Origin of the sequence: Pleomorphovibrio marinus (genome assembly GCF_003347495.1) — a bacterium.
In the GTDB taxonomy this organism is placed as follows: domain Bacteria; phylum Bacteroidota; class Bacteroidia; order Cytophagales; family Cyclobacteriaceae; genus Pleomorphovibrio; species Pleomorphovibrio marinus.
This window is the reverse complement of record NZ_QCXY01000007.1, coordinates 236,086-250,164: the sequence shown is the minus strand read 5'-3', so window position 1 is coordinate 250,164 and position 14,079 is coordinate 236,086. Positions and strand designations below refer to the sequence as shown.

At 42.8% G+C, this 14,079-nt stretch carries 10 protein-coding genes; 7 read left to right on the top strand and 3 right to left on the bottom strand.

Translation table 11 applies throughout. The features are described from left to right. Positions 1-41 precede the first annotated feature (41 nt). From DB520_RS17610 to DB520_RS17595, 4 genes are all read left to right on the top strand, one after another. Positions 42-1,175, top strand: a complete 1,134-nt coding sequence (locus DB520_RS17610) for an SGNH/GDSL hydrolase family protein (RefSeq protein WP_114751081.1) — start codon at positions 42-44, stop codon at positions 1,173-1,175. Positions 1,176-1,265: 90 nt separating this feature from the next. After that, entirely contained in the window at positions 1,266-2,687 is a 1,422-nt protein-coding gene (locus DB520_RS17605; RefSeq protein ID WP_114751080.1) for a DUF1593 domain-containing protein, read from the top strand. Between the two features lie 403 nt (positions 2,688-3,090). Further along, the gene (locus DB520_RS17600; protein WP_114751079.1) at positions 3,091-4,194 is read left to right on the top strand and encodes an acyltransferase family protein; all 1,104 of its coding nucleotides are present in this window, start codon (positions 3,091-3,093) and stop codon (positions 4,192-4,194) included. 83 nt (positions 4,195-4,277) lie between these two features. Continuing rightward, positions 4,278-5,690 (top strand): Gfo/Idh/MocA family protein, encoded by a 1,413-nt coding sequence (locus DB520_RS17595; protein WP_114751078.1) that lies wholly within the window; start codon positions 4,278-4,280, stop codon positions 5,688-5,690. 51 nt (positions 5,691-5,741) lie between these two features. Here the strand turns inward: DB520_RS17595 and DB520_RS17590 are convergent, their stop codons facing one another. Next, positions 5,742-6,590: a DUF2911 domain-containing protein gene (locus DB520_RS17590; RefSeq protein WP_114751077.1), complete on the bottom strand. Its 849-nt coding sequence runs from the start codon at positions 6,588-6,590 to the stop codon at positions 5,742-5,744. Positions 6,591-6,838: 248 nt separating this feature from the next. On the opposite strand from DB520_RS17590, the gene DB520_RS17585 reads away from it, so the two are divergent. Both DB520_RS17585 and DB520_RS17580 read left to right on the top strand, forming a co-directional pair. Further along, the gene (locus tag DB520_RS17585) at positions 6,839-7,759 is read left to right on the top strand and encodes a 2-hydroxyacid dehydrogenase (RefSeq protein WP_114751076.1); all 921 of its coding nucleotides are present in this window, start codon (positions 6,839-6,841) and stop codon (positions 7,757-7,759) included. 14 nt (positions 7,760-7,773) lie between these two features. Next, complete coding sequence (locus DB520_RS17580; RefSeq protein ID WP_114751075.1) at positions 7,774-8,610, top strand: universal stress protein; 837 nt, start codon at positions 7,774-7,776, stop codon at positions 8,608-8,610. Here the strand turns inward: DB520_RS17580 and DB520_RS17575 are convergent. Continuing rightward, the gene (locus DB520_RS17575) at positions 8,597-9,286 is read right to left on the bottom strand and encodes a tetratricopeptide repeat protein (RefSeq protein WP_114751074.1); all 690 of its coding nucleotides are present in this window, start codon (positions 9,284-9,286) and stop codon (positions 8,597-8,599) included. The two genes, DB520_RS17580 and DB520_RS17575, sit on opposite strands and share 14 nt — an antisense overlap. A gap of 153 nt (positions 9,287-9,439) precedes the next feature. On the opposite strand from DB520_RS17575, the gene DB520_RS17570 reads away from it, so the two are divergent. Next, positions 9,440-10,048, top strand: coding sequence for a hypothetical protein (locus DB520_RS17570; RefSeq protein WP_114751073.1), 609 nt, complete (start codon positions 9,440-9,442; stop codon positions 10,046-10,048). Here DB520_RS17570 and DB520_RS17565 read toward each other — a convergent pair. Continuing rightward, complete coding sequence (locus DB520_RS17565; RefSeq protein ID WP_114751072.1) at positions 10,045-13,875, bottom strand: PVC-type heme-binding CxxCH protein; 3,831 nt, start codon at positions 13,873-13,875, stop codon at positions 10,045-10,047. The genes DB520_RS17570 and DB520_RS17565 overlap by 4 nt on opposite strands. Positions 13,876-14,079 lie beyond the last annotated feature (204 nt).

The following is a 14,079-nucleotide window of genomic DNA, read 5'->3' as shown; positions in this document are numbered from 1 at the left end:
TCGTATTTTCACTCATAAAAACATACCACCCCATCTACAACATGCCATCAGTTATACCGAATAGTAGTAGGAGGCATCACTCCTTTTTTAGTGGCTTAGGGCTACTGTTTTGCTTTTTTATCCATGTGTCAGGTAATTCGCTGTCGGCTCAAGGTGAATGGTACTGGTACAACCCATTACAGATAGATGGGCAAGTCGTTCAGGGGCAAGCTTGGGAGGGAATAGGCTACGGAAGGCTCCCCTTGGAAGCCAAAGAAAAGGTAAGGGAAACTGTGTGGAACTTATCTCAACATTCAGCAGGGCTCAAGGTTAAATTTCAGACACAAGCCGATAGTATTAAGGTTAAATACCTCCCAACTGGAAGATTGGAAATGCCACATATGCCCGCCACTGGAGTATCTGGACTGGATTTATACCTCCGTGAAGGAGAATCCACTTGGAAGTGGGTTAAGGGAAAATATCAATTTGCCGACACCGTTACTTATACTTTTGCAATTACTCCCCATAGGACAAGCCCTTATGAAGGCATGCTGTACCTGCCCTTATATAACGGGGTTTCCTGGATGGAAATTGGAGTTAATGGAACCCTTGAATTTCAATCTCAAATGGAGGCAAACCCCATATTGGTTTATGGTACTTCTATAGCCCATGGGGCTTCGGCAAGCCGGCCGGGCATGGCTTGGCCCGCCCAATTGGAAAGGGCACTTGATAAGCCCTTGGTCAATCTGGGGTTTTCTGGGAATGGAAGACTGGAACCTGAGGTGCTGGAATTTATTGGAACAGTAAAAGCCTCATTATTTATACTGGATTGTCTCCCCAACCTTGTTCCATTTGCGGGATATACGGAAGGCGAGGTAAAGGGGAGAATCAAAAAAGCCGTCCAATACCTAAAGGATATACAACCTGACATCCCCATTCTTTTGGTTGAGCATGCAGGATATTCGGACCAATTAACGGACCATGCACGAAAATTAGCGGTGGAAAACGTAAACAAATGGAGCAAATCCGTCTTTCGGGAACTGCTTATGGAAGGGGTGGAAGAAATTTATTATTTGGAAAAAGAGGAAATAGGCATGCACATCGAGGCTACGGTGGATGGAACTCACCCTACAGATTGGGGGATGAAACAATATGCAGACGCCTATGTGGAAATCATCAAAGAAATCCTTGAATGAATTGGGATTGTGGGCGTTCTTTGTCAAAATGTAATAAGAATTCCTTAGATTCCCATTGTACTTTTGAGTACAATTAATAAATCCAAAATTATGCGTTTTTCCATTTTCTTCCTATTACTGAATTATATTCTAGCTTGTACTATCCAAGCTCAAACCGAATTGGCCTTTGAGGCTCCGGAGAAGCAACGTGTATTTGTATTGACAGACATTACCAATGAGCCAGATGATCAGCAGTCTCTTGTTCGTTTATTAGTTTATTCCAATGAGTTTGATATTGAGGGAATAGTTGCTACCACTTCCACTCACCTCAGAAACCAAACCAGGAAGGATAAAATTGAGGAATTGGTGCGCAATTATGGTAAGGTAAAACCCAATTTGGAAAAGCATGCAGAGGGATTTCCAAGCATGGAATACTTACTGGACATTACCTCCGAGCACCTACCTCTTTTCAGTATGGAGGGTGTGGGTGAGGGAAAGGATTCACCGGGATCGGAATTACTCATCAAGGCCGTAGATAAGCAGGATGATAGGCCCCTTTGGATATCTGTTTGGGGAGGAGCCAATTGCTTAGCACAGGCTCTTTGGAAAGTAAAGAATACAAGGTCAGCCGAGGAAGTTGATGCTTTCGTCGCTAAGTTGAAGGTATACACCATCTCTGATCAGGATTTTTCCGGTCCATGGATCCGCCATGAATTTCCTAGTATCTTCTTTATCGTGGATGCCAGTGCAGGGGATAGCTGGTTTGAATACTATAGGGCCACTTGGACAGGCATTGCCGGTGACCGCTGGTACAAAAATGGGCCCGGTTACCAATTTGAGCTGGTGGACAACCCTTGGCTAAGGGAGAACATCATGGAAAATCATGGTCCCCTAGGCGCCAATTATTTGGAGTCGGACTACATTATGGAGGGCGACACTCCTTCCTTTATAGGGCTGATTCAAAATGGTTTGGCTTGGTACAAGAGCCCCGCCTTTGGGGGTTGGGGCGGAAGATATGAGCTTTACAGGTCCTATGGAGAAAAAGACGCGATATGGACCAGCTCGGTGAACACCCAAGATGAAATCATTCTTCCCGAAGGTAGGGCTGAGGCTTCCAACCAAGCGACCATATGGCGATGGAGAGAAGGATACCAGCATGATTTTGCGGCAAGGATGGATTGGAATATTGCCGAAAACCTTGAGGATGCCAACCACAACCCAGTTGTCGTATTAAATGGAAATGAAGGACATGCTCTGGCCACTGCTGAGGTTAAGGCTGGTGAAGAGGTGCACCTCAACGCGGCCGGAAGCCATGATCCGGATGGCGATGCCTTAAGCTATAATTGGTTTCTCTATAGAGAGATTGGCCAATTTAGTGGGGATCTAAGGCTAAGAAATAACGACAGGGAAGAAATGCGATTCATCATGCCAGAGCTGAAAAAGGGGCAGGACCTCCATCTGATTTTAGAAGTTAAAGATGACGGGGACCCAGCACTTTTTTCTTACAGAAGAATTGTTTTGAATAATCCATAACTAAGTTTCTTGAATAAGCGATTTGCCGCAGATTTTATAATGCATATTCCACCATACTGCTCAGGAACAACACAGATGTTATAATCTCAGCCATAAACGTGGCCCAGGTCACATTGACTTCTCATGCAGGTAACACCAGCGGAGAAGAAAAGATAATCTTAACGGATCAACAAACCACCATCTGTACTGGATCTTCTCTACCCTGAAAAACCCAGTCGCCTTTGTCCTAGTATCGAGGAAAACCCCTACTTTGAAACATTAGACGCACTCCTTCATTTGCTTTTTTTGCAGGTGCTGAATATTACGATTCCATACATAAGCAAAATGGTGACTTTATATAAGAATCTTTTGGGAAGGAAAAATGAAAAGCTAACTTGTGCTGGTCAATTTTCAAACGAACTCAATGAAGCAACCGATTATCTCCCCGTCAAACCGACTTGTGTCTTTGGATGCATACAGAGGGATCACCATGTTTTTGCTGATTGCGGAATCAGCACTTCTCTATCAGGCCTTGATAGGCCTTTTCCCAGAAAACACCTGGGGACACCATATTATGATTCAGTTTACCCACCACCCATGGAATGGGCTTAGGTTTTGGGATCTGATTCAGCCATTTTTCATGTTTATCGTAGGCGTAGCCATGCCTTTTTCACTTACTAGGCGTCTGGAAAACAGCCAGGATTCTTCCAAAGTGACCAGACATGTATTAAGAAGGTGCCTATTGTTGTTTTTGTTTGGCACAGGCCTTCATTGTGTATATAACCAGCAGTTGGTATTTGAGTTGTGGAATGTGCTAACGCAGTTGTCTTTTACCATCCTATTTACCTATCTCTTCCTTCGACAACCCTTTAAGGTTCAACTCGGGGTATCTATTGGACTTTTATTGCTTACTGAACTTATGTATAGGATGTATCATCCGGAGGCGCCATTCGTGAAGGGAGAAAATTTCGGTTCCTATATGGATCAATTAATGATGGGTAAATTAAGTCCGGGGAATTGGGTAGCTATCAATTGCATTCCTACCGCCGCACATACTTTATGGGGAGCCATGTGCGGTAATCTTTTGAGGAAAAAATTGCCGGATCTGAAGAAGATTAAATGGTTCTTTTTAGCAGGACTTGGGGGGTTGATATTGGGATATGGATTGGACATTTTGCAAATTACCCCAATCGTAAAACGAATTTGTACTAGCTCTTTTGTCTTGGCTTCTGGGGGTTGGGCACTAGTCGCATTGGGTCTTTTCTATTGGTTGGTGGACATGAAAAAGGTGCAATCCTGGACGTTCCCCTTTATCCTTGTGGGGATGAATCCCATCTTTATCTACCTTTTTGCCCAAGTGCTAGGGCAATGGCTATTTAACCTCCTCAAAATCTTCAGTTTTGGGGTAATGGAGCCATTGGGAGTTCCGGAACCTGGCATGCAACTAATTAATGCCTTACTCACTTTGGGAGCGATGTGGTATTTGTGTTATTTTCTATATAAGAAAAAGATATTTTTTAAAATTTAAGAATGATTAGATAAAAAATTCATAAAAGTTTATGGTTTATCCGTAAATTAATGAGATAAAGAAGAATTTCAAACATACGTAACATGAGTAATAAGCAAAGAAGGGATTTTCTCAGACGCTCCGGAATGGCAGGAATAGGTCTAATGGGTGGCGGATTGAGTGGTTTTACCACAGCGGAATTGGCCAATATTAAAAACCAAAGCCAAAAAAAACGGTTTCAAAAATTCAACATGTCTGGATATGCTGCCCCAAAACTTGAAAAGGTTAGGGTAGGCATCATAGGTTTAGGAAATAGGGGCCCTGGGGCAGTAAACCGCCTTAGCAAAATAGAAGGGGTAGAAATTAAGGCACTTTGTGACCTAATACCCGAACGGGTGGATAAGGTAGTGAAAAGCCTTGAAGGCACTACCCATAAACCGGAAAAATACAGTGGTTCGGCCTATGCATGGAAAAAAATGTGCGACAGGGATGATTTGGACCTGGTGTATATTGCCACACCTTGGCAATGGCATACTCCTATGGCCGTATATGCCATGGAAGCAGGAAAGCATGCAGCGTCCGAGGTACCTGCTGCAGTGAGCTTAGAGGAATGTTGGCAGTTGGTGGAAACTTCTGAGCGCACCAAAAAGCATTGTATGCAACTGGAGAATTGCTGTTATGATTTCTTTGAACTTATGACCTTGAGCATGGCAAGAGGTGGTTATTTTGGTGAAATCATTCATGGGGAAGGTGCATATATTCATGACCTATTGGATCTTAACTTCAACAAGGAAGAAGGTTACCAAGAAATGTGGCGATTAAAGGAAAACTTCAGAAACGGAAATATATATCCTACCCATGGATTGGGACCAATTTGCCAAATCATGAACATCAACAGAGGGGATCAAATGGATTACCTTACCTCACTGTCTAGCCATGATTTTCATATGAGGGATCATGCGGAGAAATTGGCAAATGAAGATTCCTTTTTCAATCAGTTTGCTGCTAGAAATTATAGGGGAAACATGAATACCACCCTGGTAAAAACCAAAAAGGGAAGGTCCATTATGATACAACATGACGTCACCTCTCCCCGACCCTATTCCAGGATTCACCTGGTTAGCGGAACGAAGGGGATGGCTCAGAAATGGCCGAAGGAAGGAGTTTCAAAGGGTCATGGCTGGCTAGATGAAGAGGAGATGAAATCCCTCCAAGAGAAATACACTCCAGAAATTGTGAAAAAGGTGGGGGAAATGGCTAAAAAAATCGGAGGACACGGAGGAATGGATTTCATGATGGACTGGAGGCTGATTGATTGCCTGAGAAACGGGTTGCCTTTGGACCAGGATGTTTATGATGCGGCTTTGTGGTCCTGCATCACTCCCTTAAGCGAATGGTCTGTAGCCAACAAATCCAGTGGGATAGACGTACCAGACTTTACATCAGGTGCATGGAAAGAAAATTCTCCCGTAGAAACCACTCTGAAGGGTGCCGGGACTACGGGTGTCACAGTATAATCCCTGAAAAATTAAAGGCTGTCTCCTTAAAAATAGAGAGACAGCCTTTTTTTATTTTATGGATTTAAGCAGTTTTTCATTGAGTGTGATATAGTCAGGGTTTTTTTCCTGTTTAGCCAAGGCCATGGATCTCATGGCTGATTTTTTGGCTTCTTCCTTCATGCCCAGCTTTTGTTCGATTTTGGCCTTTAGATGGACATTCCAATACTTTTCATCTTCCACCACCACCTTTGTGGCCCATTCCAGTGCCTGCTTCAAGTCCTTTTCATTGTTGAAATAATAGGTGGCTGCTTGAAAATACAATCCGGTATTTGCTGGTGTGCCATCAATTACCTGGGCCTTGATTTGTCTCATCACCGAAGGATCCACTTCCGTTTCCAATCTTACTTCGGCTTTGGTTTTTTCCCATGCCAAAGCGATGGTCACTCCGGTATCGGAAATATCGGTGAACCTGATTTCAAAGGTTTCTAATGGATCTTTCAGTTTTTTGCTTGGGACTTTCACTCTTACCACATCATCTTCTTTGCTATACCCTATGGATCCCCATAGCTCTGTGTTCTTCGATAATACCACTGTCCATTCGTTTTTTTCTGGGATGGTGTAAATAGCATATTTACCCGGATCGACTTTTTGGCCTTCCACCATCACCTCGGTATCAAATTCCAGTGTGCTTGCGGCATTTGCCCCCGTTCTCCAAACAGCCCCAAAAGGAACTAGGTCGCCAAAAATTTTTCTTCCCTTCATGCTAGGCCTACTGTACTCCAGGTTAAACTGTGTAAGCCCAGCCATTTGCGCCACTTTACTCGGGGGACTTGCTTGCGGCATTTTAATTTGCGCAAAGGCACCTATTGTACACAAAATCGAAAATTGTAGCAGTAAAATGATTTTTTTTGTATTCATAAATAAATATTGTTAAATTAGTTTTTGATTTCTGAGAGCAAGGATCAATATATTTTAGGATCTGGGGGTAAAATTTATTACATATCTTAACCGACACAAAGGTACAAATAGACCATTAGATTTGACATTAAACCTTTAATGTTCTTAAGGAATTATTCAGGAGTCTCCGTTAGTATTTTTGGTTTTGTCCATTTTGCGGAGATGTAACAAATAATAAAGTGCTTAACACTTTAACTCATTTTGATGGTATGAGCATAGCTATTATCGCGCCAAACAAAGAAGTAAACAATTGGATAAGTGTTTTTAAAACCATTGACAATCAGGTAGATGTAGAAGTATACCCCAATATTACAAAGCCCGAGAAAGTGGATGTGGCGGTAGTGTGGCTACATCCACATGGTTCGCTGATGGATTTTCCCAATTTAAAACTAATATGTTCTATGGGTTCGGGAGTGGATCACATTATTGCTGACCCGGAACTGCCCAAAGGAATACCCATAACCAGAATCGTGGACCCTAGGCTTACCTATTCCATGACCAACTACGTGATAATGGGAATCCTAAATTATCACAGACAAATTTTCAGATACATCAAATACAAAGAGGAGAAAATTTGGGACATGAGCGATCCCGAGATCGACATTACTGTGGGAGTAATGGGTGTAGGGCAGCTGGGTGGGGATGTGTTGGATAAATTGTCTGCCTTAGGCATTCCTGCCATTGGTTATGGCAACAGCCCAAAATCCAATTTTAAGCATTCTTATTATTATGGAAGTCAATTGAATGACTTTCTTTCGAAGGTAAACGTACTGGTTTGCCTTTTGCCCCTGACTGAGAAAACAGAGGGTCGCTTAAATATGGAATTATTTGAAAAATGTACTCCCGGAACTTATTTGATAAACGTGGCAAGGGGAAAACATTTAGTGGAAGAGGACTTAATTAAAGGCTTGGATAAAGAATATCTTTCGGGTGCCATGTTGGATGTATATCGCCAAGAGCCTCTGCCCAAAGAACACCCTTTTTGGGATCATCCCAAAATTATGATGACTCCCCACATTGCCTGCATTACCATGTACCAAGCAGCAGCGCCCCAAATAATGGAAAACTATCACAACCTCAAAAATAAACTGCCTTTCAAAAACCAAGTTAATTCAAGCCAAGGCTATTAAAACCACTGACTGCCATGAAAAGCTTCACTATTGTTTGCCCTACGGATTTTTCTGAATGCTCCTTGAATGCAATAGAATATGCAGCGAAACTTGGGGAAAAATACCAGGCAAAGCTTATTCTTTTCCATGTTCCAAATAGGGAGGATTACCAAAAGCTCGCTGGAAAAAATGGGGATGCCCCGACAATTGCATTTGCAAGAGCTAAATTGATGCAGCTCGTGGATACGGTAAATGAAGAAAGCATTTCTGCTGGGTTAGCTTCCTGTAGTTTTGAAATAAGGGAGGGTGATACCGTAGAAAGCATTCTGCATTTTTCCAATGAAGTAAATGCTGATCTGATTATCATGGGTACGGAAGGGGTCAATGAATTTAAAAAAAATTATGTAGGGACAAGAACCAGCAATTTGGTGGAAAAAACCAACAGAGACGTTTTTGTCATCCCTAGGAAGGTGTTTTTTAAAAACCCCAGAAAATTAGTCTATGCCACCGACTATTTGGAAGAAGACAAACTCGCTATACAAAAGGTAACTCAAATTGCCACTTTTTTTGACAGCGAGATAGATGTACTGCATGTAGGTTCTAGACAAAAATCCATTGACAAGGCACTGCATCAGAGCATGATCAATGAAATCAGCCCATTCCTCCGATATGAAAAAACAAACTTTGTCCTGAAGTCTTACCGTGATGATCCAGGATTGGGTCTTGAAAGTTATCTCATCACCGCAAAAGGGGATATCCTTTTCACTCTTAGCAAAAAGAAGAGTTGGTTCGAAAAGCTTTTTACGAACAACCTGTCCAAAAAAATGTCTTATTTTATAAACAAGCCACTTTTCGTAATCAAGAACGTTTAAATCGCCCGATTAGGAACCGAAAGAAATCCTTCCTTTCCTTTTTGTCCGTGAAAAGCTTGCTTAAGGTTTGCAAATAGGCTGGAAAACTTACTTTCTTTTCTGCTTCGTTTTCAGGTTCTTCTGATGCTGTGACCGGCAAAGGTTCATTTGATTCTTTATTTATCTCTGGAGTATATCCCACTAAATCATCCGCCTGCTTAAAACTTTGCTTGGACTTTTGCTTGTAACCCATCTTCTCTTCAACCAATCCCTTATTATTCATGGATATGGCATCCTCCGGATCTAAGTCAATGGCCTTTTCATAGTCTATTATTGCTCCCTCTAGGTCACCTAAGCGGTCTTTAAGGTAAGCTCTGCTGGAATACCTGTAAGGATTATTCGGGTCTAAATTCACGGCTCTATCCAATTCGGAAAGTGCTTCCTCATTCCGCTTTAACAAGTGGAGTACCACCGCACGATCACTCATTAGGTTAGTATCAAATGGGTGTTTATTTACCAAGAAGTCAAAATCCTGGAGTGCCTCCTTAAACTTTCCAATTCTGCTGTAAACTCTGGCTCTTTGGACCAAGTATTCAGGATGATTGGGGCTTTGCTCCAAAAGTTCATTAAAAATCACCAAAGCTTCTTCAAAAGCACCCTCTTTATATTTCGCTATTCCTATCTCTTGTTTTTCCAATGCTCTAAAGTTGAAGGTTATGGTATTAATACAAAATTTAGGTTGGTTTTGTTTCCTTGATGCTTATGGATATAAATTCGGTACTTCAAACTATATGGTACAGAAATTGCCTAAATTTCAAAAAAATTTACTCTATATATTGGTGTTCTTACTATGATTATTGCTTTTAGACCTATTTTTATCCTGATTCTTAGCATCGGCTTCCATTTGGGTGCCCATTCCCAATCCACTGAATTTTCTGGGGGATTGACTTATTCTTCCTTCCTGGGAAATGAAGCGGAGTTCTGGGCCCCAAGTTTTGGCTACCAGTTTGGTGTTCAACTTTTCGATGAAGTACCCTACACCATGGACAGCCAGGCCTATGGTATCAGTTTGGGGTTCTTCCCGTTTCAAAACAATACTTCCAATGTGGCAGCTATAGTGGATTCTGGCTACTACAGTAGCTTTTTGGTAGAAACTGCTTTTACTTATAGATATGAGCGATTTATTTCTGACTACTTTTCGGCATATGCAGGTTCGGACGTTGGTTTCCAATTTGTAAACCTGAGAAACCAACAGGGTTTGATACTCACTTCTATTCAAACCCGACTGATGCTTGCCCCAAAATTAGGAGCAAATGTAGAGTTTAATGAATACCTTGCCCTGTATTTAGAAGGTAGGTATAACCTGTCTTTGGGGCTATCCAATCCAGAAATGGAGGTTCAATACTCAAGTTGGCAACAAATGTGGAATATTTCCACAGGTTTTCGGTTTAGGTTCTAATTTACCGCTTTTGGAGATTTTAAATAGGCTACCAAATTTACTATTTCCTTTTCTTTCATATGTTCAAAGAGGCCCGGGGGCATCATGGATACGTCGGTCACCTCCCGAGATTGGATAGAGGATTTATTGATTACCACTGGATCCTGACCCACCACCCTCAAAACCAACTGACGTTGGTTTTCATTAACTACATTGCCGGTATAGGTTCTACCGTCCCTGGTGGATATCACCACCATCCTGTAATCGTCTTGAATCTCTGCGCTTGGCTCCAGTACATTCAGTAGTATATAGTCCACGTCTGTGCGGTTTGATCCAGTAAGGTCAGGTCCCAAATCACTTCCTTCTCCAAACATTTTGTGACAACCCCCACAGGTACGTGAAAACAACTGCTTTCCTTCTAGAAGATTTGCCTCAGCCAATGCATTTTCCGTAAGCATGCCTCTGTACTTTTCATAGGCTTCTTCATCATGTGCTACCTGCTCAATTGGTCCCCATATTTCAATAAACCCGCTGCCTACCACTCTTAATAATTGCCTGGCAACATTTGCCGGAATTTCCCGCTTTGGAATTTTATTTGCCTTGATTTCCTGCGCCAACATATTGCCAAATCTTGGCCTGCTCGATAGGGTCTGAACCACTTCGAAACGCTCCTCGGCATCCCATTCTTCATATCTTTCTATCAATACCTTCCCCAATGATTCCTGATCGAAAGAAGCTACCGAACGGATAGCAGGCTTCCTCAGGGCTTTTTCGTCCAGAAGCGAAGGAAGGTAATCTGCCAACTCTTTTCTTTGCTGAGCACTCAAGGCACGTAAAGCCTTTTTCCTGTCCTCTACACTGGCATTTTGGTCTTTAAGGATAGAAAGGGATCTTTGGGTAGCTTCGGCATCACCAAAAAGCTCAGCAATTTGCTGGGAGAGCTCTGCTGTTTTTGGGTTATTTTGTAGTTGCTTTGACAGCCTTGACCAGTTTGAAGGCACTTTTAGATCTGTTCTGCCCTCCATACCAGACAACATTCCCTCCAATAGCCATTTTTGGTTTATGCTGCTTTTTTCTATAGCCGTCACCAAGCGTTCAAACTCGTCGGCATCCACAGCCCTTCTGGCCATGAAATTAGCCAGTAAAGGTATTTCAGCCCTCAATGTAAGATCCATGAACTTTTGCGTATCCTTTTTGATAAGATTTTCGATGCCAAACCATATCATTTTTGGTAGATTATGATCCTCGGCGTCTTCTGATTTTGTTACTAGATGGTTGGCGATATCCCATTGAGCATTTTGGGGAATTCGCTGAAGGCTTTGTGCCAGGTATAACCTGACTACAGCTGATTGGTCAGATCTGGCCATTTGCGCAAATCTTTCCAAGGCTTTGGGTGGGGTGGGTTTATCTTCGCACAAAAACTGTATGGCCCAGCTCCTAATGTATTCATCCTTATCCTCAGTTGCCTTGAGCATGGAGGTTGCATCCATGTTCCCGGTAATATGCAAAGCCCACATGGCCCTTAACCTCCAATCCGGATTCTCATCGTTCCGGTAGATTTCTTGCAGCCTATCCAAGGCATTTTTCTTCATTGTAGAGTTGACAGCTCTTTTTTGAAGTATCCCTCTAGCTCTGCGTGCATGCCAGTCACTTTCATTCGTTTGGAGATTTACCAGCTCCAGATCCGTGAAATTGTTTAAGTCGCTGAACCTACCTTCCCAATTTTTAGCACTTGAGTTTTCGGGCATAATCCGGAAAACCCTTCCGGTTTCCTCGTTGAGAACCTCCTGCCCACATATGTCCGCATCATGCCAATCCAGAACGTATAGCCCCCCGTCAGGGCCAATTTCCATACTAAACCCCACCCACTGGGCATTATTGGCCATCATAAATTCATCCCCATCCTTACCGATATAACCAGAACCCTCTTTGACCAAAATATCTGACAGAACGGCATGTTCGTGGATATTTGCCATGAAAATCCTTCCATATTCTTCCTTTGGAAATGCGTCGGACTGATAAATTCTTGCACCACCATGTGCAGATCTGTGCCGGTGGTCGGCAATCGTTTTAATATCCTCATATACATAAGGATTAAAATGCTGCCCACCCTGCCGGTGATAAATGCCTCCTGGAATCACATGCCATAAATGAGGGATCACACAGGCCGTTATGAAAAGTTGCCCCTTATGATCATAATCAATTCCCCATGGATTGCTAAAACCGTGAGCCACTACCTCAAAGTCCTTTTTAGTGGGGTGAAACCTCCATACTCCCCCATTGATATCTACCCCATCCCCCTCCAAAAGATCCTCAGGAAAGGGATCATTATGATAATAGAGCTTGGTATCGGGGCCTGGCTTCCGGATCTTTGAAGGGGTAGCAAAACCCTGTAATCCATATAACCACCCATCCGGCCCCCAATGAAGGCTGTTTAGGGTCTCGTGCCTATCCCTTATTCCCCACCCTGTGAGGAGAATTTCAATTTCATCCACATCTGCCCGGTCATCGCCATCCCTATCTGGCACAAATAACAAATTAGGAGGGGCTCCGAGGTACAGTCCGTCAAAACCCACTGCCATAGCTGCGGGAAATGCCAATCCTTCTAAAAAAACCTTGCTGGTGTCCGCTTTTCCGTCACCATTGGTGTCCTCAAGGATCAATATCCTAGAATTACCTGCGCTGGAAAAGCCGTGTCCCCTAGACTCATAGTCCTTGTTTTCAGCCACCCATAGCCTTCCCTTATCGTCCCAGCAAAATGCCATAGGCTGGGTAATCATCGGTTCGGAAGCAAATACATTCACATTAAAACCATCCTTCAAGGTCATTGCATCCACTGCCTCCTCAGGATTCAGGAATTTAGCCTGCCTTCCTTCCTGCTGAGCGATCCTCCATAGTGCGGTTGTACTACCTTTCCCTTCCCCAAATTGATTCCAGGCAGCATTTAGCTCCATATCGTCCCTTTTGCCAGTATAGACAAGCAAACGGTGCTTCAAGTTCAAGATTTCTCCTTTTTCTATCCCCCAATCCGAGCCTCTAGTGAATGCCGGGCCAACACCTAGTTGGCCGTCAACCCTCCATTTCTGGGGATAACCCTTGTTTTCAGGATGGTCAAAAATGGCCACATTCAGGTAATCCTCCCTGCCTTCTACCTGCATACCCACATTTACCCACATGGCCGCTTGTCCTTCTGCCTTGTCATTTCTTTGCCTGGCGGCATTTACCACTTCTCCGTCAATGCTTTCCTCCCAAGGCATTCTCAAAAACAGACCCCCATAATCGTATTTGCCTATAGTGATGTTTTGCAATGCCACCCCCTTCCACTCCAGATCCAGGAAATATTTTCCATCTTTCTCCACCATACTCCAATTTTGGGTTTCCAGCATCATTGGCTCTCCATCCTCATCTAATAAATGGTATAAGGTTTGCCAAGTCACTTCTTCCCCTTCCTTCTCAATGGTATTTACAGCTACCCTTTTCCAATAGCTGCCTTCCGGATGATGGAAAAAATCCCTTCCATTTACATTGGTGAAGCCCCAATAAAGCCCGGTCTGATGCAAATGATGCCCTGGACTGTACTCTGTGGCGTATCCCTTCCCGTCAGGAGAAAGAATCGGGTGTATGTAAGGGCGGAAGTCCTCTTTGGCTTCCTGAGTAAGTAAAGCCTCCTTACCATTTTGCCTAAATACTTGAATGGATCCAGTAGCTTCATCTTGTTCTAGCTTTAATGTAGAAATCCCGGTTGGTTCCCCCTGGGTCTCTTCTGTATTCCCATTGCCACAAGAACTTATAAGAAGAATTATCAAAAAACCACAGAATTGGCGGAAAGCTTTTATGAAATAGGTCATTTGGGAAATTATATTTTCGGCGTAAAATAGAAGAATTCCTTCACAAAAAAAACTTTAAAATGATGGCTGGAAACTGGTTAATGGGACCTATGTCTTTTCCAATTTAATTTAACGGGGTTGGTAACCATGAAACTTTCCTGAATTAAAATTTGGATCTAATGGGATTTTACCTTAATTTTTATAGACATATACTTTTAATACCTA

Coding starts and splice junctions, on each gene's coding strand:
- DB520_RS17610 (WP_114751081.1), top strand. CDS start 42: ATGCCATCAGTTATACCGAATAGTAGTAGGAGGCATCACTCCTTTTTT.
- DB520_RS17605 (WP_114751080.1), top strand. CDS start 1,266: ATGCGTTTTTCCATTTTCTTCCTATTACTGAATTATATTCTAGCTTGT.
- DB520_RS17600 (WP_114751079.1), top strand. CDS start 3,091: ATGAAGCAACCGATTATCTCCCCGTCAAACCGACTTGTGTCTTTGGAT.
- DB520_RS17595 (WP_114751078.1), top strand. CDS start 4,278: ATGAGTAATAAGCAAAGAAGGGATTTTCTCAGACGCTCCGGAATGGCA.
- DB520_RS17590 (WP_114751077.1), bottom strand. CDS start 6,590: ATGAATACAAAAAAAATCATTTTACTGCTACAATTTTCGATTTTGTGT.
- DB520_RS17585 (WP_114751076.1), top strand. CDS start 6,839: ATGAGCATAGCTATTATCGCGCCAAACAAAGAAGTAAACAATTGGATA.
- DB520_RS17580 (WP_114751075.1), top strand. CDS start 7,774: ATGAAAAGCTTCACTATTGTTTGCCCTACGGATTTTTCTGAATGCTCC.
- DB520_RS17570 (WP_114751073.1), top strand. CDS start 9,440: ATGATTATTGCTTTTAGACCTATTTTTATCCTGATTCTTAGCATCGGC.
- DB520_RS17565 (WP_114751072.1), bottom strand. CDS start 13,875: ATGACCTATTTCATAAAAGCTTTCCGCCAATTCTGTGGTTTTTTGATA.